Here is a 19,864-nt window from a genome sequence, read left to right as displayed (position 1 = left end):
ATGGAAGCGAACCAGCGGCTTGACGTGGGCAATGAGAGGGTTGCCGGGCTAGATAAAGACAACACGCTTGTCAGCATACTTTACAGTACTTCATAAATTATCTTTTAAACATTGCAACACAATATGAAACCGTAAGATCATGATGACATATAATTATCTTACTTACTAGGTACTAATAAAGTTCTTTTACTTTATTCTTATACATCGACCTGATTCATAATTGGTTATCCGAGATGCCACTATTGGCGATCCCGAGTGCTTGGACCTATTCCGGCCTGCAAAAATTCACCGATTACGTCTGCTACGCCGGAAGGGGATACATCATCTGACCAGAGGCAGTATCGTAGACCCAGGAAAACGTTCATGCCCATGATAGCCCAAGCATGCACCTCTGACACGTCAGCACGGACCTCGCCGCGTTTCGCGGCGTCCTGAAGGCGCTTGGTAATGCGCGACGCGGTGGTCGTGTAATGCTGCTGATATCGCTCGTGATCGACAAACTCTGCTTCGTCGATGATGCGGTAAATCTCTTTATGGCTTTGGGCGAATTCTAGAAAGCTTTGTAGGCCTCGTTGTTCGGCAGTTATCGCGTCTGGCGCGGAATGCAGCGCCGGTGCAACGTGATCGCGCACTCGCTCGGACATGTCCTTCACCAGCGCGCGGAACACCGCGTCCTTGGTATCGAAATAGGTATAGAAACTACCAAGCGCGACACCCGCGCGCTGCGTGATCCCCGTGATCGACGCTTCATGAAATCCCTTTTCGCCGAATTCACCGGCAGCAGCTTCCAAGATCGCGCGCATCGTCCGACGGCCGCGCTCGGTCCGCGGTTGCTTATCAGCTCGCGTCTCCGGCAGCGTATCGCCGATGTTGTCTTTTCCAGGCCCCTGTTTTGCCGGCATTCCAAATTCTCCAACGTTCGACTTGAAAGCCGGTTCATGTTTCAATATAGTGTTATATGACGACGCAGTAGCTGGATCAACCAGCATGGCAGGGACGTCACAGGAGGGGTAATGATGAAAACGCATAGCCGCGCGCGTCGCAATCTTCTGGCGGGTGCCGCCACCATATTTCTGGCCACGAGTCCCTCGCTGGCGCAAACCGCGCCAGCCAGCGATGCTGCGCCCCAGGCTTCCACTCCAGCGCCAAACGACGCCTCCCCGGCACCCGCCGTTTCGTCCGACGACACAGCCAATGCATCGCCCGCACCCTCGGGCGATATCGTGGTAACAGCCCGTCGTCGATCCGAGAGCCTGCTCAAGGTGCCCATCGCCGTCACCGCCTTCACTGCCGACAAGCTCGAAAAATCGGGCGCAATCGATCTGACCGACATCCAGAACGTCACGCCCAACACGACGCTAAAGGATGCACGTGGCACCAATTCGACACTGGCGGCCTTCATTCGCGGCGTTGGCCAGCAGGACCCAGTGCCCGGGTTCGAGGCCGGTGTCGGCATCTATCTGGACGACGTGTACCTCAACCGCCCCCAAGCAGCGGTACTTGACGTGTACGACGTCGAGCGGATCGAGGTGCTGCGTGGCCCGCAAGGGACCTTGTACGGCCGCAACACCATCGGCGGTGCCATCAAATACGTGACGAAGAAGCTACCCGACCAGTTCTCCGTCAATCTGAAGGGTAGCTATGGGTCCTATGACCAGGCCGACGGCATCGTCAGCGTTTCTGCCCCTGTGGGTGACCTCCTCCGGGTAGGCGTTACCGGTGCGCGTCTGAGCCGGGGCGGCTTTGGTAAGAACCTGACGACTGGCCTCGATAATTACAGCAAGGATGTCTGGGCGGGCCGCGGGACCGTCGAATTCCATTCGCCCGACGACCGGTTATTCGTACGAGTCACGGGCGACTATACTGATGATCGTTCCAATCCGCGCAACGGCCACCGCCTCATCGCGGGTTTGGTGTCCGGCACCCCTGTACTCGATAACGTGTTCGACACTCAGGCGGGTCTCACCAATCCGCGCGCGCGAGTGAAGGGGGCGGCCTATCGATGTCGGCCACGGCAGAGCTGACCGAGCATGTGACGCTACGCAGCATCAGCGCGTATCGCGGCGACACGTCCTTCACTCCGATCGACTTCGATGCACTGCCTGCCGTCGATGTCGACGTGCCGGCTGTGTACCGCAACAGCCAGACCAGCCAGGAATTTCAGCTGCTCTACAAGAGTGACAAGTTGAACGGGTTGGTCGGCTATTACTATCTCGGTGCAAAAGCGACCACCGCGTTCGATGTGCTGCTCTCGACGACGCTCCCGGGTCTCGATGCCTATACCTCGGGCGATGTTCGAACAGAGACACATTCGATCTACGGCGATTTCACCTATGATTTCACGCCGAAGATCAGCCTGTCGCTCGGCGGCCGCTATACCTGGGACGAGCGGCAATCGCACATCTTCAAGGCGAACTATCTAGGCGGCCCGACGGCTGAGTTCGGAGGCAATCCGACGATCCTCGGCGTGCCACTGACCGATTTCAGAGGTACCGCACAATTCAAGAAATTTACGCCGCGCGTTTCGCTCAGCTACAAGCCTAGCGACGACCACATGCTTTACGCGTCCTATTCGGTCGGTTTCAAGGGCGGCGGCTTCGACCCGCGCGGGTCGGGCGCTTCCGCTCCGATCAGCAACGCCGCAACTGGCCGTACTTATCAGGACATCTATAACTATCTCCAGTTCGAGCCTGAGACGGTGAAGAGCTATGAGATCGGTTGGAAGGGCGCAGTGCTCGACCGGCGACTGACGTTCGCGATCGACGGCTTCTATGCCGATTACAGCAACGTGCAGATTCCGGGTTCGGTCGGTGCGGTCGTCAACGGGGTGCAGACTTTCATCGGCGTCACTACCAATGCCGCCAAGGCGCACATCAAGGGTGCAGAATTCGAAGGGAATGCAGTCCTTGCTCGCGACTTTGCTGGTGCAGGCTCAAACCTGACGCTCTCCGGAACGGCCGGCTACATCGACCCGCAATATATCCGCTATGTCGGGCCGACCGGCGCAGATGTCTCGAACGTGCGTCAGTTCCAGAATACGCCGCACTGGACTACCAGCGGCACACTGGGCGCGGCCCTTCCTATCGGGGATGGTTCACTCGCGGCATCGGGCACCGCGTCGTACCGTAGCCTTACCCACCAGTTCGAGACGGCAAGCCCGTTCCTCGATCAGCCCGCTTATACGCTTTTCGACGCAAACCTTAACTACAGCTTCGGGCGCTACTCAGTTGGCGTTCACGGCAAGAACCTGACCAACAAGATCTACAAGACCGCGGGCTATCAGTATATTTTGACCAACCAAGCTGGTGTGCCGATCCTAAACGCCGCGGGTCGATACCAGGCGACGCTAGGCAAGGAAGGGATTGCGACCGCCTTCTACGGCAATCCGCGACAGGTCTTCGCAACCTTCAGCGCAAAATTCTGACGATGGCCGATCCTTTGGCGCCCGGGGTGCAGCGGAGCCCCGGTGCCTCGATTACGCTAGGCATGCTGCTGTTGGTCTACAGCTTCAATTTCATCGACCGGCAGATCCTCGGCATCCTGGCGCCGGCCATAAAAACAGACTTGGGCCTTTCAGACGTGCAACTGGGCACACTCGGAGGCCTAGCGTTTGCCTTGCTTTATTCAACCATGGCGATCCCGCTGGCATGGATCGCTGATCGGACGAACCGGGTCTGGGTCATAACGCTATCGCTTGCCGTTTGGAGCGGCTTCACCGCTTTGTGCGGTTGGGCCGGTAACTTCAGCCAGCTCTTCGCGGCGAGGATCGGTGTCGGTGTCGGTGAGGCGGGGGGCGTCGCGCCGTCTTATGCCGTCATCGCCGACAGTTTCCAGCCTGAGCGCCGGGCACGCGCCCTCAGTATCTATTCGCTGGGCATCCCACTCGGATCGGCGGCGGGGGTGCTGCTTGGCGGCCAGATCGCAACCTCAGTCGATTGGCGCACAGCTTTCATCGCCGTGGGTATCGCTGGGATTGTACTCGCCCCGTTGTTTCGCCTGGTCGTGCGCGAACCAGCGCGGCCCCCGGTCGAACAGCAAAGTCGGATGCCCGTAAGACGGGTCTTCGGGATCCTTGCGCGCAAGCCCAGCTTCTGGCTGCTGTCATTTGGCGCCTCTGCCAGTTCCATGCTCGGCTACGGACTGGCCTTCTGGCTACCGTCGTTGATGAAGCGCAGCTTCGGACTAAACCTCGTTGAAACCTCGCACTTCATGGGCGCCAGCTTACTACTGGGTGGCACCGCCGGAATCCTGCTCGGAGGCGTTGCCGCAGATCGGCTGGGTGGGCGCGACCGCGCTGCGTATGCGCGCATCCCCGCCATCGCCTTCGTCTGCGCAGTGCCGCTATTCGCGGCAGGCATCCTATCACATTCGGTAGTAGCCGCTTTCCTCTTCTGCCTCGTACCGCAGGCTCTGGCCTATGTCTGGCTCGGCCCGGTAATCACCGCCGTTCAGCATCTCGTTCCGCCGCACATGCGCGCGACCGCCTCGGCAAGCTTTCTCCTTATCAACAATCTGATCGGGCTCGGCGCAGGTAGCTCACTGCTCGGGCTGCTATCAGATCATTTCACGGTACGTTTCGGCGATGAGGCGCTTCGCTATTCGATGCTCGCGGCTCTACCCCTGTATCTGGTCGCCGCGGCGCTGATGGCCGCTGCGGCACGTCCGCTTCGCAGGGACTGGGTTGCATGACCCGGCTTATTGCTAGCGACGGCGCCGTCATTGCCTATTCTGACGAAGGGAACGGCAGACCACTGCTGCTCCTCCACGGGCTAAATGCGCATGGCGGCCTATTCACGCTACAGGCTGAGGCGCTACGTGATCGCTTTAGGGTTATTCGCCCGGATTTCCGCGGGCATGGCGACACGCCCACAACTCGCGAACCTGACATCGCACGTCTGGCAGCAGACATCGCCGAACTAACCGAGCACCTTGATCTGCACGGTGTGATCGGCGTTGGCTGGTCACTCGGCGCGATGGTTCTGTGGGAGTTGCTGCGCGGCGCCCATGCAGACCGCTTTGCCGGGCAGGTCGTCGTCGACATGTCCCCTAAGGTCTTCAACGACGAAACATGGCAGTTCGGCCTGATCAATCCCGCGATGCGTGAACCAGCGATCGGCGAAACCAGGCAAAAACGCGGAGAGCGTATTGCGCGGCTTATCGTGGCCACGGGCAGCGCCGACGAGGCGTTGGTCGCTTGGCTAGGGCCTTATCTTGCCGATGCAGATTTGGGTGCGGTCGCATCACTTGGGCGGTCGCTAACCCAGCAAGACTATCGCAGCCACCTTCGATCCATGAACGTTCCGACTCTCGTCGTTCACGGCCTGAACAGCCGCTTCTATCCTGACGGTGCTGCGCACTTCATCACGGGGAGTGTTGCGCAGGCGCGCGCGACTGGGTTCAAGCACTCCGGGCATGCGCCGCATGTCGAAGAACCTGCCTTGTTCAATCAAGCGGTCGCCGACTTTGCCAGCGAAATCGCGGCACAATCCGCGCACCGATAACACCAAATTTTCTGAGGGAATTATGTTCTTGAGGGGCAAGACCGCCGTTATAACGGGATCGTCATCAGGCATTGGATTGGCCTGTGCCAAGGCCTTGGCTGCAGCGGGCGCCTCGATCGTCATCAATGGTCTTGGTGATGCCGACGCGATCGAGACCGAACGCAGCGCGCTCGCGCAAATCAATGGCGGCACGGTCATTTATGACGCGGCCGACATGACCCGACCTGACGATATCGCGAGGATGATCGCCCGTGCAGTGGAAGAAACCGGATCTTGCGACATTGTGGTCAATAATGCCGGCATCCAACATGTAGCTCCGATCGCGGAATTTCCGATCGAGCGGTTTGATGCGATATTGGCCATCAATCTAGCCTCTGTATGGCACATGATGCGTGCCGCAGTGCCTCATATGCGCGCGAAGCGGTGGGGACGCATTATCTCTACCGCGTCAGCGCATTCCACGGTCGCAAGCCCTAACAAGTCCGCATACGTCATGGCCAAGCATGCCGTTGCCGGGCTAACAAAGACGATCGCGCTCGAAACAGCAACGGACGGCATAACCGTTAATTGCATATCGCCAGGCTATGTCTGGACGCCGCTGGTCGAACACCAAATTCCAGATACGATGACATCTCGGGGAATGACCCGCGATCAAGTCATGAACGACGTGCTTCTTTCAGCACAACCGACAAAACAGTTTGTGACGCCCCAGCAGATAGCCGCTCTTGCTGTATTCCTATGTGGGGACGATGCCCAGTCGATTACTGGCGCAAACCTAGCAATGGATGGCGGCTGGACAGCCGCATAGGCTTATACGGTTATCAAATCTAAATCCCGAACATGAGCTGTCGGACGAAAGTTCTTTCCCTGATAGGAGGCGTGTATGGCAAATAAGATCTATTCTGATGCGGCGTCGGCATTGGACGGCATTCTGTTCGACGGGATGACGATTGCGAGTGGTGGCTTTGGCCTATGCGGCGTGCCCGAGCGCCTGATTGATGCAATTCTCGTCGCGGGTACAACAGCACTTACCTTTGCATCAAACAACGCAGGAATCGATGGCGAGGGTATTGGTAAACTTTTGCGGACCCGTCAGGTCAGGAAGATGATCGCTAGCTACGTTGGCGAAAACAAGGAGTTCGAGCGACAGTACTTATCAGGTGAGCTCGATGTCGAGTTCACACCGCAAGGAACGCTTGCCGAGCGGATGCGCGCGGGCGGTGCGGGAATTCCAGGATTCTACACCAAGACCGGTGTCGGCACGCTCGTAGCCGAAGGAAAAGAAACTATGGTATTTGACGGTGACGAATATTTGCTCGAGCGTGGCATTCGCGCCGATCTTTCCATCATCAAGGCCTGGACGGCGGACACAGCTGGTAACCTAGTGTTCCGGAAGACCGCGCGTAATTTCAATGCGCCAGCAGCAACCTGCGGCAAGGTTTGCGTAGCCGAGGTCGAACAGATTGTGGAAGTAGGGTCGCTCGACCCCGATCGAATCCACCTACCCGGAATTTACGTCAATCGCCTGATACTGGGCGCCCCATACGACAAGCAGATCGAATTCCGGACCGTTCGCCAGAAGGAGGCCGCGTAAATGGCGTGGACACGCGATCAGATGGCGGCCCGGGCTGCGATGGAACTGAAAGACGGCTTCTACGTCAATCTTGGCATTGGTATACCAACCCTCGTAGCGAATCACGTTCCGGCCGGCGTAGAAGTTACCTTGCAGTCCGAAAATGGGATGCTTGGCATCGGACCATTCCCATATGAAGGCGAGGAGGATCCTGATCTCATCAATGCGGGCAAGCAAACTGTTTCGGAGTTACCTGACACTAGCTTCTTTTCGTCTGCAGATAGTTTCGCGATGATTCGTGGAGGTCATATCGACCTTGCAATACTGGGTGGGCTGGAGATTTCGGAGACAGGAGATCTCGCCAACTGGATGGTTCCTGGCAAGATGGTCAAAGGTATGGGCGGTGCGATGGACCTAGTGTCCGGTGTTAAGCGGATCATCGTACTCATGGATCTCGTCGCGAAAGATGGTGCTCCAAAATTCGTTCCAGCCTGCTCGCTTCCCATAACGGGGAAGTGCGTAGTAGACATGATAATTACGGACTGCGCCGTATTTAAACGAAATATCTCCGATGGCCTATTCGCGTTGGTAGAACTAGCACCGGGTATAACAGTTGATTTTATCAATCGGTCAGTTACTGCAAGGTATACTTGTAATAATGAAACATGATATTAGCCTCAACATAATAGTACCTTGAAACTTTCCATGCCCGCGCTTTACTGTTGAGGCGCAAGTGACAGAACACCGGTTTGGAATGTAGGCTTGAGTGGCGGCACTGCTTTGGCTGGGATCAGACTATGGGGGCCGCTGGCAGTGCCGTCTTTTCCAATTAAAAAGGTATAGCGAGTAGTTGGTACGGGGGCGAATTAACGATACTCCCGAATTAGGCAGCTTTCCCAAATATTATTCCCGCTCGAGTTTCAGGAAACGGTAGGTTGTACACAAAGAAAGGTGCCTGCCGTGCTTCCTCAAAACGGCAGGTTCGGGCATTCCTTGCTCTCTATTGAGCGGCTTCATCTATATTGGAAAGCGTCCGCTAGCACTGGGCCGGGGGGACCCAAAGGCGGCCGTTCAGGGCGACAATGGTCCTACCCAGAACCGGACCTTCGTTCAGCAAGCGCACTTGGCGGGGATGCAGCTATCGCGATCTGCCATTGTTCGGCTTGTTCGAGAGGCAGGGTGACGAAGCCTGAATGGGCTCGTACTGTTGAGCGACGCGCCATATAGCGAAGATACGAGGCATTGATGACCACAGGAGCAATCACGGTGATCAAGACCGCCCTCGCCATCTCGACGGCCGTTCTATCGATTTTGGCTGCCGGGCTCTGGTGGCGATCGGCTGTAGTTAAGGTCTCCCCCGAAGGAGCCAACCGGATGCGGGAAAAGCACTTCGCAAAGCACGGCCGCCCGGGTTACGCGACTTGGACGCTGTTCGACGGCTCGGACATGGAGTTCACGTTAAAGCGGCAGAGCGAATGGAGCCGCTGGGCTGCAATCGCGGCATCCGCTGCCGCGTTCTGCCAGTCGCTTTACGTGGCTGCTGATTGGATCCCGACCGAAAAGTAGATGCCTGGTCCAACCCACAAGACGACACTCAAGCCGCATTTTTCGACGCCTAGCTACGGCCGTTCGTTCATCGGCTGAAGCAGGACGCACGTTGCTTCACAGCTGGTTTGTGAAGGACCGCCGTTGAAGTGTTCAAGCATGGTGCTGGTGTGATCGGTCGTCCTTCGCCGCGCCCATCGGCCGGCTACCTCATTGTAACCGCGCGGCGCGTGCGCCGGCAACGTCGATACTGGCCTGATAGCCGTGCTTCTCGAGCAGGTGCAGCAGGTTAGCGCCGTTAAGCAGTGCCAGCGGCTTGTCACTGGCGAAGCGGTAGGCGTCGGGGCCATAATCGGAGGTGGTGACCAAGATGCCGCGCGACGCGCCCTCGTTCATCACCGTGCCGTAGAGGTCGCGGACCGCGGCGACGCCAACCGTGCGGGTGTAGCGCTTGGCCTGGATGACGATCTTGCCGCCGCTGATCGGGTCGGGGTCGAAGGCGATGGCGTCGACGCCGCCGTCGCTGGAGGACTGGGTGACCTTCACCTCGCCGCCGCGGCTCAGAAATTCTTTCTCGAACAGCTCGCGGACGAGGTGCTCGAAGTCATCCCACGATATGGAGGCGAGATTGGTCCCCTGGTTGAGGGTGGAGCCGACCTCGCGGGCTTCGATGAAGCGGCGGTCCTCGCGGTCCATCTCAATGACAGGTGGGACGGGCGCGAGCGCGGAGAGGCTGGCGGCAGAGACGCCCTTGAGCGCCTTGAAGCACGCCTTGGGATCGACGCGGGCGAGGTCGATGCGGCAGAAATCGTCGCGCTTGGCGAGGACCGACAGGATGCATGATCGCCGCTGGAGCCCGGTGGCCGGATCCACAAACTCGACCATGCCGTTGAAAAGAACCGCATCGACATTGCCGTCGACGTCGGCCTCGAACAGCTCGTGGATGGTTCTGAGGCATATCTGGTGACAGGCGCTGTCGAAGTTGGCCTTGCGGTCGCGCTCGGCGATCTTCGTCTCGACCAGCTCGCCGGTGGCCTTCACGAATTTAACCGACTTCTTCTGCGGCAGCCGGTCTGGGGCGGGAAGGTCGTAGGCTAGCAGCAGCAGGCGGTCGTCCGGCCGATATTGAACCTCGTAGGACTTCTCGAACAGGCCACCGTAGTCCGAGTTCTCCAACACCAGCGATGCGTGTTCGATGACAGCATCGGGATCGCGGTCGGCGACCGCGTCGCGCAGCGCGTCGACCTTGGAGTGGGAAGCGCCCTGCGCGGACAGGTGCTCGGCCTTGGCGCCGTGGTGCTCGGCCCAGAAAGCGGCCTCCCGCGCTTCCCAGTTCGTCATCGCGACGGCGTGCAGCGCCTCGCGCTCCGTTTCCGACCGCCGCCACTCCTCGCCGGCGCGGGCGTTGCGCGTCTCGGCCTGCTCCTCGAGATGGCGGCGCTTGCCGAGCAACCGATCAAGCAGGCCGATCTGCAACGCCTCGTAGGCGGGTTCTGGGCGGGGTACTGTGGTAGGCTGCGGTTCCGGGAAGCGGGACGGCATCGGGTATTCGCTGCGGTCCTTCAGCGTCTCCCAGTCAATGGCGTCATCGATGGTCAGCGTGTGAGCGAGGATGCGGCTTATGCGTTCCTGGTCGCGGATGGCATCGGCGGTCATGTCGTCGGCCGCGCCCTTGCCGGTCTGGAAAAGCCTTTTCGTCTCGAACGCGACCAGCTTCTCGTCCCAGTCGGCTAACAGGGCGTCAACTTTGCTCTGGAGAATGAACAGCTCCGGCGCACCAAGCTCGCGGTGCAGGTTCATCGTCTTGTGCCGAATGTCGATATAGTAGCGCAGGATCCGGTCGCCGCGCGCGCTAAACTTGGCGCTGAGATTGCCGATTTCGAGCTTATCTAGGTTCGGCGAATGCAATGTGATGTCGGTCATTTCGGCAGTTCCCCCTCGGCGTCTCCGCGCTGTCCTTGAGAGTCGAGCACGACGCGCGGTCGGCGGCAAGTCGGCTCGCAATTAATGAGCGGAAAGGCCGTTCATTTCGGTCGGCCCCCACGCTACGCTGCCCCTATACCTAAAGGTGGTTACGTCGGATGATCTCGGCTTCACGCAATAAACCCCGTTTTTCAAGTTCCTGCACGAACCTAGGCCAGGGAGGCACGTTGCTCATGTAGTGCGGTGGTCCGCCGGTTGATCTGCCGCCACCAGTTCCAGTTGAAAGACCACCTCCAGCTCCTATCGATAAGCCGCCGCCAGCCCCGGTAGATAACCCACCACCGGCCCCCGTCGACAAGCCGCCTCCTGCCCCTGTTGAGAGACCTCCTTCCGCTCCTGTTGACAGACCGCCGCCAGCACCTGTCGAGAGTCCGCCTCCTGCGCCGGTCGACATTCCACCACCGGCACCAGTAGACATTCCACCACTCGCACCTGTGGAGCGGCCACCACCGGCTCCTGTTGAATGATCGCGGGGCCAGGGCATGATTTCTTCCTCAAGATTTACCGTCAGAGCAATGTGTCGTCGGGTTTTCGCCCACTAATTCCGGGCCGGCGTGATCGACAATTTTGTCGAAACCGACCAGTCTTTTCTAGCGGACCTCTTGCTCCGGTTGGTCCACTGCAATCTCACTGACATTCTGTCCCTCTACTACAGCCCGGTAGCGGTCCCGCAGCTTCACTAACTCCGCCACAATGTCATCGGCCGACGAAAAACTCGTGTTGAGCGCCGCACGGTTTGCTAGGGATGGAGCATACCTCAAGACATCATCTTTAGAGAGCCGATGCCAAATAGGGAGTAGGCGCCCTTCGCCGTTGGCCGCTCGTTCCAACAGACCGTCAAGTTCATAGTTCGTCCAGGGCTTGGCGAAGAAGTCGGGCGAGAAAACCGCAATCCCAAAGTAGGAACCGGCCAATCCCGCATCGATAGCTTGCCTAATGCTGCCGCCCCACTCAATAGCGTCCGTGTCGTACCAGACTTTAAGACCCGCAGCCTTCATCTTGGCGACAAGGTCGTCAACAAAGCCAGCCTTGTCCTCCCAGGCATGGGAGACGAAGACGTCGTGAACCTCACTCGACCCCTTCGCAGGAGTTGGTCGGAAGGCAGGCGTGGCAGATGCGGCCGCCTCAAGCTGAGCCGTCACCTGCGCTTCCAATTCAAAGATACGGCTTTGCATCGCGCGCGCTGCCGTAGCAGTTGCTTGGTCGACACGTCGCTGACGCTGCTCGTCAGACTTGCGCCTTACGTCTTCCTCGCGGCGGCGCTTCTCGTTGGCATCCTGTGCCTTCTTGCGCTCGCGCTCCTCCTCTTTCGCGATCTTATCTTGAAGATCAGTAACACTCCGGATTTTCGAGGCAGCTTGGTGAGCATACCGGCTCTGGTTGACCTGCGCTGTTTGTGCGTTTCCAGACTCGCGATCGGCGGTACTGACATAGCTCTTAGCCGTGCTGCTAGAACTAGCGCGACGGGACGAATCCATGGCTGCATTTGCCTTCTTTGATGCTTCGGCTGCCTTCTTGACTTCCGCAGCCTCCTTCGTACGCAAGTCGGCGATCTCTTTATTGAGACGCGATAAGCTAGATCGATCCGTTGACAGTGACATGGCAGGCCCCTTTCAAGGCGATCTAGGTACAAAAAGCGTAAGAACAACCAATCGGCTCTAATAACCTCTTAGGGGCACAGGGTGTTTGCATCACGTGCACACCCATGTTGCCTGCTCCTACTTCGACCAGTGTCCGATCACCCACTCCCACGCATGGCGATCATAGTCCCAGCGCCAGTGCGCCTTGACCCACTTCGTCTTTCCCAAAGGACGAATTGTGCGCATGTTTTGCATGCGGTCGATCGGTTTGGGAGGACGGGGCGGTCGGATAGGTTTAATGCTGCTGCGCATGTTTGTTGCCCTGTAAAAAAGCAGGCCACGCCGTCACCGAACGTGGCCTGGTCTGATCACCCCTTCGGCGGGAAGGGGTCGCTGCCGTAGCTGTCGCGATCCCTGATCTGGCCATTGCGGCCGTGGATCAGAAGTTCGCTGTGCTGGCTCTGCGCGATGCCTCGCGCTGCGTCGATCGCGTTACGCTGGGTGTCATGGACCGACGTCGCACGACCGTTGCCGGCACCGCGAACAGCCCAACCGCCTGCGTGCGGGACGACATGCTGGTTCTTTCCGGACATAATTCTACCTCCTTCCTCGCGCTTTAAGGGTAAGACGGCTTGCGAACCCGCTCCCGATCGTCTTCATTGACTATCAAGGGGGTAGGCTGAAACGGCGGGTGCTCTCGGACATGCCGACACGGTTTTTTTCGTATCGTGTCCGAGCCGCGCTGAAAATCAGCCTACTCCTTCAGGAAGCCGGCGGAGTTGAGTGAGCGAACCGACCCTTGATCTTGCGGAAGCGCGGCAGGCGATCGATTGCCTGACATCGACCGACCTCCTCAGACTGAGGAAGGCGGGACGACAATATGCATTTGCGGCCGGGTGTGAGGTCGACGATCTGCTCAACGAAGCGGTGTGTCAGACGATCGAGGGCGTTCGGAATTGTCCGCGCGGGATGGAGATGGTGCCATTCCTGATCGGTGTCATGCGCAGCCGTGCGTCGGGCAGGCAACAGAAGGTCGAACCCGAACTGGTGTCGGCTGATGCCACTGATGCCGAAGGCCGGTTCCTGCATGAGCTGGTGGAAACGAAACCCAATGTCGAGGAACTGGCGCTTTCACGGGAAGATGCGTCGGCTCGACGAAATGCGCTGGAAACCTTGTTTGCCGATGATGATGAAGCAACCCTGTTCCTGTGGGCGTATCTGGATGACCTGCCGAAGGACGAGATCATGACCATGAACGGTGTCGACATGACGGCGTATGCCACTATCCGACGCCGTGTCCGTCGCACGATAGATGCGGCGTTTCCCAATGGATGGTCATCGTGAGCAGGGCGGGGCGTCCTAACCCTCCGATCGACCGTCTGGCGGATGAACTGGTCGCAGACATCATGGCTATGTCGGACGCGGAATTACTGGCGGAGGTCGAGGCCGAAGGGCTGAATGCCGAGGATGAAGCCGATCGCATCCGCGCTATAATCTCGACCGCAACCGCCCGATCTGGAAGGTCGCGCCTCCAGGCTGCGCGAGCGGAGATCGATCGCGCAACCTTAACGGGCCGGGGGCAAGTCCACCAGCTTCCTCTCAGAGATCGGGCTGCTGTCCTCGCCCGGTTCGCCAACGACGATACCAAGCTGCAAAGCCGGCTGACGATGGCTGCCCGTAACGGCGACGGTATCACCGAGAAAGAGATGGACGATATTCTCGCCGATTTGCGAGAGCTTGGTGCCATCGACGAAGACGGCAATCCGATTTGAAGGGGCTCGGCCAAGCCGAAAAGCTCTTGCAGTCCTTCGGCGTCACCAGTCCGGATGAGATCGATGTCGAGGCGATCGCCTGGACGATGGGCGCCAAGGTGCGCAACGGCATTCTGGAGAGCTGCGAAGCTAGGATCATCGGCTTCCGCGATCAGGCGATCATCACCGTGAAAGGCGATGGCGATCCTCGTCGCCGTCGCTTCTCGATCGCGCATGAGCTGGGTCACTGGCAGCATCATCGCGGGCGGTCGTCGGTCTGCCGGGCAAGTGAGATTGGGAGTTTCAGCCAAAGCGGTGCCGGCATTGAGCGGCAAGCCGATAATTATGCCGCCGACCTGTTAATGCCGGCCTATCTGTTTCGACCACTTGCCGCCGCTCACCGGCGCCCGTCGTTCGAAGCAATCGACGCTCTGGCTGCTGCCTTTTCCACCAGCCGGTTGGCGACGGCGCTACGGTTCATCGACCATAGCCCTTGGCCCAGTATGATCGTTTGCCACGGTCAGAACGGACGCCGATGGTTTCGACGCAATGGTGGCATTCCGGATCACTGGTTTCCCCGTGGTGACCTCGATCCCGAGTCAGACGCGATGGACGTGCTGTACGGAAAGACAGATCGGTCGCGGCCGACCATCATCGGGGCGGACGCATGGTTCGATCGCCGGGGCGCTGATCGGTTCAACCTGACTGAGGAGTGCGTCAAAGGCTTCGGGAATGATGTGCTCGCCCTTTTGACGCTGACGGATCAGATGCTCGAATAGGATTGCACGGCAAGGGTGATTGCGGACCGCGGGAGGTGATGGTCAGCAATCGTCAGCCTATGTACCCGCTTGCGTGAGCGTCCAAACCGTCGCGATCGGCAGGAACAACCGCAAGTCATTGGAGGGCAACGGCTGGAACCCGTAGCTGGTCTAGAGGGCAATGCGCTTCGCTACTATCTCGGGGTTGCCGCAGTCGAGTTGAAAGTCGCTCAATTCAACCGATCTGCTGCGGTGTCACAACCGGACGGTTCTGTTCCTGCGCGTTGACGCACGGGTTTTTGCCGGCTTCGAAGTGTCGGAAGGCCACGTCACAAGTCCAGTTGCGGTACGAGGGACGACGCGTTCAAGCCCCTGCCCTCCCGGCTGAACGAACGTCCGCTTCTTTGCGGTCGCTGCCCTAAAGCGGCCATTCCGCTTTCCACCAGTTTTACCGTAAATGCGGACGGTCCGCATGCACTGTGATGGCGCCGTTCACCCTTTGAAGCTGTGCGTTTCTGCCGCTTTGGGATCTGCTGCCAGAACGCGGTGCGGTTCTCCATTAGAGAAGCTTCTTCCGCCTGCAGATAGCGGGCATGTTTGGCCGAATGACCTCAGCCAACCGGCCGTAAATGCCCCTGCCGCCCCCGCGACGTTTATGATAAAAGGCGGCATGCTCAAGACAAGAATGAAGCGGGTCGCCGATCACGGCGATCACGCGGTGCGGCGGCTTGCCGAGATCGAAGCCTCGATCGCGAGCCTTTCCAACGAGGATCTTCTCGACTTGGCTGATATCTTCAAAGTCGAGCCCCGCCCACCAATCGGGGATATGGCGTTCGTTGAAATGGCGCGGCGTAATATCAGCTTTTGAAGGCCGCTCGGGAACGGATTAGCAGTATCATGGGGCCCAGCTAGGCACTCGGTTATAAGCAGGATCGCCAGCAACTTTACACGATCACGATGGAGCGACGATGGTAGCGATTGGCACCCGGATCAATGAGATAGGCACCTTGGTCCGCGATGGCGGAGCCTTCTATCTTCGCCGCGATGTCGGTGGCCGCTACGAGCTGGAATTGCATCGAACCCCCGTAGATCTGGTAGAGAAGCGCGTCCGGCTCATCGGCACATTGGTTGGCCCGGATCTGGTGAACGCTGACGGCGTTGCGCCAGCTTAGTTGGCTGGACATTTGTCCCGTTCAGTCGTCAGCCACTGGCCGCGATTCTGATTCAGCCTGACTCATCAGCGTTGCGCACAAACCACAAGCGGGCATCATCCATGCCATGGAACAGCGGATCATTCATGCCTGCGGTCATGAGCAGGCTCATCATCTCACCGGCTTTGAAAGCCAGCAGGAACGTAAGGCCAAGTGGCTGAAGACGACTACCTGTCGTGACTGCTTCGTTGCGGAGAAGCTGGCTGAGGAGGTCGCTGCGGCAGCGTTAAGCAGCGCCGCTATCTCACACCTTGTTCTCCCACTGCTGACTGGCACCGATCGGCAGATCAGTTGGGCGTCGACAATCAGGAACAAGCGGCTCGCAGTACTAACCAACTCCCACAGCGACGCGGATTATCAAGCATGCCTCCAGCTAACTGACGCCAAATGGTGGATCGATCAGCGGGATCTTACACACGTTGAACTAATAGCAGCCGCGATCCAGGCGTCGAACATGCAAAGCGCGCCGGCGGTTATACCATCGAGTACGAATCCCTTGATTGCCCTCTAAAGGCTAAGCCCGAGGCTGACACAGCGATCCGCGCGACTGAGCCAGACGCATCCTGATGTGTCGATGCAAGGTGTAGACCTTCTGAATGAGGTGTTCAATTACTCTGTAACCGACCTTGTTTGAACGGGAATTGTGTCCCAAACAACCTACTTACTCAGGGTTATACCTCAGTGAGACGCATCGTGTCACGTGCACGCAGTCTGGTGACACCGGGGAACAGCTAGGGCATTATCTGTGGAGCATGCTGGACCCCGAGACCTTGAGAGCTGCTGCCAAGCTGGCACGCCTCCGCGCCGACAGTGCCCAACGCGACCCCAGGATCGAAGGAGACCAGAGGGACGGGATGGAACGCCTGGGCGCTTATCGAGCGTTGCACCAGCTGTCTGTGGACCTGGAGATCACAGCTAGGCACGCGGAGAACGGAGAACCCGATGACGGCGACCCCGAGTGACGCCAAGCACATGCAGGACCACGAGCTGGTCGACGCCTACGAGGTGACCGATGGTGACCCCAAGGACCTAGAGGTTAGCCGTATGGTCGAGGAGATAGAAAAGCGCGGATTTGATGTATGATTAGTGAACTGACCTTCGGAGCTGCTGTTGTGATTCCGACCGGTGTGGTTTCCTCCATGCCGTGCCGGTGACAACGCTCCGCGGACCTTCCGCAGTAGGGCGTTTTATTCACGACTTTTGTAGAGACCGCCTTTGCCGTCTCGATTGCCATTCGCCAGCAGGCGGATCAGCATTGTGCGTACGTCACGTTGGTCGTGGTTCAATATAGGGCGCTGCCGCATCAATCCGTCCCATGCGATGTGAGCCGCAAACTGCCCCTATATTGTGGTTCCGGGTGATTATTAGCGCAGGTGCTTCAACTAGCGCGATTCTAGTCTCCGTAGAACGTCGCCTACGGTGTCGGGTCGGGCAAAGTGATACCCTTGGATCGCACGACACCCGATCTCCATCAGGATGTCGGTCTGCTCCTGCGTCTCCACGCCTTCCGCGATAACGTTGAGGTTGAGCGCCTCACCCAGCTTCACGATAAGCTCCACAATCGCGCGCGTTTGTCGGTTGGTGCCGACGCCGTCGATAAACGACTTGTCGATCTTGATCGTGTCTATTGGGTACCGGTTAATGTAGCTCAGGGACGAGTATCCTGTTCCAAAATCGTCGAGTGCGATCCGCACCCCCAAATGGCGTACCGCCGCAATTGTTTCTGCGATGACGGGCGATGGATGTAGGAAGATTCCCTCGGTGATCTCTAGCTCAAGCGATTGTGGCGACAGACCAAATTCCTGCAAAACGTTCGAGAGGTGATCCACGAAATCGGTATCGACGAACTCGGATGCAGAGATGTTGATGCTTACCCGAAGATCTGGCCTACCGAAGCGACACTGCCAGCCTGCAAGCTCCTCGCAGGCTCTGCGCATGACCCATCGATCAATCTGCCGGATGATGCCGATCTCTTCTGCAACGTCTATAAAGTTAGCCGGACTGACCGCGCCGCGTGTCGGATGATTCCAGCGTAACAAGGCTTCAAAACTTACAATTTGGCTTTTCGCCGGGTCGACGATCGCCTGGTACGCGATGTGGAACTCTCCTCGCTCGACAGCGCAGCGCAGGTCCGTTTGAAGCGTTAGTCTTGCGACAGCCTGATCGTGCATCGAGACGTCGTAAATTGCATAGTCGCCATATCCTGCCCGCTTTGCTTCATACATGGCGATATCGGCGTTGCGCATCAGATCGTCGGGGGCAGCACCTGGCTCGCGGGCATGGACGATGCCGATGCTGCAAGATGGGAACACCGACTGTCGTCCAAGCTGCACGGGTGCGCGTAGCGCCTCGATAACCGCCTCGGCGATAAGAACCGGCGTTGCGATATCGTAAACTTCCTCGATCAGGATCGCAAATTCGTCACCGCCAATGCGGGCGAGCGTATCTTGGGGGCGAACGCAGCGTCTTAGCCGCTGGGCGACGTCTTTAAGCAGTGCATCGCCTTCGAGATGGCCCAGACTATCATTGACGATCTTGAACCGGTCGAGGTCGAGGAACAGCACCGCGCAGCGACCTTCGCCTTGCGTTTGATCGCGCTCAAGTGCCTTTGTAAGCCGTTCCATGAAGAATGCGCGATTACGCAGGCGTGTGAGATTATCATGGAAAGCTGCGTATTGAAGCTCGGCCTCGATCCGCCGGCGTTCAACGATCTCCGTGGCGAGTGCCTCATTCTCAATTTCCGCGACCCGAACCCGCGCAGCCAATTCCTGAGTGTTCTTGCGCTCGGTAATATCGCGCTGCACCGACACCCAATGCGTATACCAGCCCCGCTCGTTGGCGACCGGCACAATGCTGAGTTCCACCCAAAACTCGGTGCCGTCCTTTCGGTAGTTGATCATCTCGATCTCGATCGGCTCCCACGCGGAAAGCGCGCGGCGCAACTTCTCGCGCGATGCCGGATTGGTCTTCTCACCCTGAAGCACGCGCGGCGTCAGACCGATCACCTCTTCGGCCGAGTACCCCGTCGCCTGCGTGAAAGCCGCGTTGCAGTAGATGATACGTGGGCCAGGCAAGTCGATCGGTTCTGCTTCCGTGATGACGATCGAATCACGGGCATGGACGGCAACTGACTCGAGCAACCGTAGGCGCTCCAGATTTGCGCGGTTCTCTACACCCTCCACCTGTTGCACGTGCTTTTGGAGCATTGTTAGTTCGAGGACCGTCGCCAGATGAGCAGCATGGGAGCGCAGGACGTAGGTCTGCGCAGCGCTCAGCCGCGGCCGCTCGTGGATGTCGAGAACTATCAGGAAAGCGGACACCCCACCTGAAATAGGCGTAACGCTGGCAAACCTTACATCTCCGGCAAACTCGCCGGTAAAGCTGACTATGGCCTTTGAACCGCCAAGCTGGACAGCGCATTGGCATGCTGATCCAAGATCACCAAGGCATGGCAATACGTTGCGTAACGGCCCATCATGGCTTTGCGCCATGATAACCAACGCGCCATCCGCTACGGCACATATGAGCGACGCCACGCAGCCTGTTGCCGATTTCGCCTGAGCTACGATCGCCTCCAACGATCTCTGACGTGCTGCTTCCCATAACACATCGCTTGGATGATCGATCGCGTCTTGGCCCCATAACGAGGGTCGCTCTATCAACATCAGATGTCTTTCAGAGGTTGCGCAGATCTCCATCGGCGGAGAAAACGGGGGACTCAGTCATCAGGTAGATATCTGATATTCCATAGGATATGCTTAATTTTTCGATCGGTGCGGCAGGTTAGTCGTTAACGATGCGGCAAATGCGATTGCGAAATTACTCCATACTGACGTAGCCAGGATTGCCTTACCGAACGGCTGGTCCATTTGGGGGATTAAGACCGTACCCTTCATTGGACGAGTGGCCACCGGTGTTCATACGCCTGGACCGAAGAACGGGCTTCGCCATACTTGTCACCT

At 58.4% G+C, this 19,864-nt stretch carries 18 protein-coding genes and 1 pseudogene; 14 read left to right on the top strand and 5 right to left on the bottom strand.

Features of this window, described 5'->3' with window-relative positions; all coding sequences use genetic code 11:
- Positions 1 to 239: 239 nt before the first annotated feature.
- Positions 240 to 902 (bottom strand): TetR/AcrR family transcriptional regulator, encoded by a 663-nt coding sequence (locus AC1MH0_RS19350; RefSeq protein ID WP_480965792.1) that lies wholly within the window; start codon positions 900 to 902, stop codon positions 240 to 242.
- Positions 903 to 1,016: 114 nt separating this feature from the next.
- Between AC1MH0_RS19350 and AC1MH0_RS19345 the strand changes: the two are divergent.
- The 7 genes and pseudogenes from AC1MH0_RS19345 to AC1MH0_RS19315 all read left to right on the top strand — a co-directional run bounded on the left by AC1MH0_RS19345 (position 1,017) and on the right by AC1MH0_RS19315 (position 8,640).
- A pseudogene (locus tag AC1MH0_RS19345) lies at positions 1,017 to 3,424 on the top strand (TonB-dependent receptor).
- 62 nt (positions 3,425 to 3,486) lie between these two features.
- Positions 3,487 to 4,689 carry a spinster family MFS transporter gene (locus AC1MH0_RS19340; RefSeq protein WP_480964110.1) on the top strand — a complete coding sequence of 401 codons (1,203 nt, stop codon included), beginning with the start codon at positions 3,487 to 3,489 and terminating at the stop codon, positions 4,687 to 4,689.
- Positions 4,686 to 5,501, top strand: coding sequence for an alpha/beta fold hydrolase (locus AC1MH0_RS19335; RefSeq protein ID WP_480964109.1), 816 nt, complete (start codon positions 4,686 to 4,688; stop codon positions 5,499 to 5,501). Before AC1MH0_RS19340 ends, AC1MH0_RS19335 begins: the two co-directional genes overlap by 4 nt.
- A 22-nt stretch (positions 5,502 to 5,523) precedes the next feature.
- Complete coding sequence (locus tag AC1MH0_RS19330; RefSeq protein ID WP_480965791.1) at positions 5,524 to 6,309, top strand: 3-hydroxybutyrate dehydrogenase; 786 nt, start codon at positions 5,524 to 5,526, stop codon at positions 6,307 to 6,309.
- Between the two features lie 75 nt (positions 6,310 to 6,384).
- Entirely contained in the window at positions 6,385 to 7,095 is a 711-nt protein-coding gene (locus AC1MH0_RS19325; RefSeq protein WP_480964108.1) for a CoA transferase subunit A, read from the top strand.
- Positions 7,096 to 7,743, top strand: a complete 648-nt coding sequence (locus tag AC1MH0_RS19320; protein WP_480964107.1) for a 3-oxoacid CoA-transferase subunit B — start codon at positions 7,096 to 7,098, stop codon at positions 7,741 to 7,743.
- Between the two features lie 597 nt (positions 7,744 to 8,340).
- Positions 8,341 to 8,640 carry a hypothetical protein gene (locus tag AC1MH0_RS19315; protein WP_480964106.1) on the top strand — a complete coding sequence of 100 codons (300 nt, stop codon included), beginning with the start codon at positions 8,341 to 8,343 and terminating at the stop codon, positions 8,638 to 8,640.
- A gap of 189 nt (positions 8,641 to 8,829) precedes the next feature.
- Here the strand turns inward: AC1MH0_RS19315 and AC1MH0_RS19310 are convergent, their stop codons facing one another.
- From AC1MH0_RS19310 to AC1MH0_RS19300, 3 genes are all read right to left on the bottom strand, one after another.
- Complete coding sequence (locus tag AC1MH0_RS19310; protein ID WP_480964105.1) at positions 8,830 to 10,542, bottom strand: restriction endonuclease; 1,713 nt, start codon at positions 10,540 to 10,542, stop codon at positions 8,830 to 8,832.
- Between the two features lie 650 nt (positions 10,543 to 11,192).
- Positions 11,193 to 12,203, bottom strand: a complete 1,011-nt coding sequence (locus AC1MH0_RS19305; protein WP_480964104.1) for a toll/interleukin-1 receptor domain-containing protein — start codon at positions 12,201 to 12,203, stop codon at positions 11,193 to 11,195.
- A 347-nt stretch (positions 12,204 to 12,550) separates the two neighbouring features.
- The gene (locus AC1MH0_RS19300) at positions 12,551 to 12,775 is read right to left on the bottom strand and encodes a DUF2188 domain-containing protein (RefSeq protein ID WP_480964103.1); all 225 of its coding nucleotides are present in this window, start codon (positions 12,773 to 12,775) and stop codon (positions 12,551 to 12,553) included.
- Between the two features lie 190 nt (positions 12,776 to 12,965).
- Between AC1MH0_RS19300 and AC1MH0_RS19295 the strand changes: the two genes are divergently transcribed.
- The 7 genes from AC1MH0_RS19295 (at position 12,966) to AC1MH0_RS19265 (ending at position 16,985) form a co-directional block, all read left to right on the top strand.
- Positions 12,966 to 13,526: a sigma-70 RNA polymerase sigma factor region 4 domain-containing protein gene (locus AC1MH0_RS19295; protein WP_480964102.1), complete on the top strand. Its 561-nt coding sequence runs from the start codon at positions 12,966 to 12,968 to the stop codon at positions 13,524 to 13,526.
- 62 nt (positions 13,527 to 13,588) lie between these two features.
- Complete coding sequence (locus AC1MH0_RS19290) at positions 13,589 to 13,954, top strand: hypothetical protein (protein ID WP_480964101.1); 366 nt, start codon at positions 13,589 to 13,591, stop codon at positions 13,952 to 13,954.
- On the top strand, positions 13,951 to 14,712 hold the full coding sequence (locus AC1MH0_RS19285) for an ImmA/IrrE family metallo-endopeptidase (RefSeq protein ID WP_480964100.1): 762 nt from the start codon (positions 13,951 to 13,953) through the stop codon (positions 14,710 to 14,712). The genes AC1MH0_RS19290 and AC1MH0_RS19285 overlap by 4 nt, the downstream gene beginning before the upstream one ends.
- A 436-nt stretch (positions 14,713 to 15,148) precedes the next feature.
- Positions 15,149 to 15,559, top strand: a complete 411-nt coding sequence (locus tag AC1MH0_RS19280) for a hypothetical protein (protein WP_480964099.1) — start codon at positions 15,149 to 15,151, stop codon at positions 15,557 to 15,559.
- 100 nt (positions 15,560 to 15,659) lie between these two features.
- Positions 15,660 to 15,863, top strand: a complete 204-nt coding sequence (locus tag AC1MH0_RS19275) for a DUF5818 domain-containing protein (RefSeq protein WP_132833749.1) — start codon at positions 15,660 to 15,662, stop codon at positions 15,861 to 15,863.
- Positions 15,864 to 15,969: 106 nt separating this feature from the next.
- Complete coding sequence (locus tag AC1MH0_RS19270) at positions 15,970 to 16,413, top strand: hypothetical protein (RefSeq protein WP_480964098.1); 444 nt, start codon at positions 15,970 to 15,972, stop codon at positions 16,411 to 16,413.
- Positions 16,414 to 16,844: 431 nt separating this feature from the next.
- A complete protein-coding gene (locus AC1MH0_RS19265; RefSeq protein ID WP_480964097.1) occupies positions 16,845 to 16,985 on the top strand; it encodes a hypothetical protein in 141 nt (46 codons plus the stop codon).
- 299 nt (positions 16,986 to 17,284) lie between these two features.
- On the opposite strand, the gene AC1MH0_RS19260 is transcribed toward AC1MH0_RS19265, so the two are convergent.
- Positions 17,285 to 19,567, bottom strand: coding sequence for a putative bifunctional diguanylate cyclase/phosphodiesterase (locus tag AC1MH0_RS19260; RefSeq protein WP_480964096.1), 2,283 nt, complete (start codon positions 19,565 to 19,567; stop codon positions 17,285 to 17,287).
- Positions 19,568 to 19,864: the final 297 nt, after the last annotated feature.

The organism is Sphingomonas sp. AP28, assembly GCF_056680455.1.
Note: the sequence above shows the minus strand (reverse complement) of the source record. Positions and strands in the feature narration are given on the sequence as shown.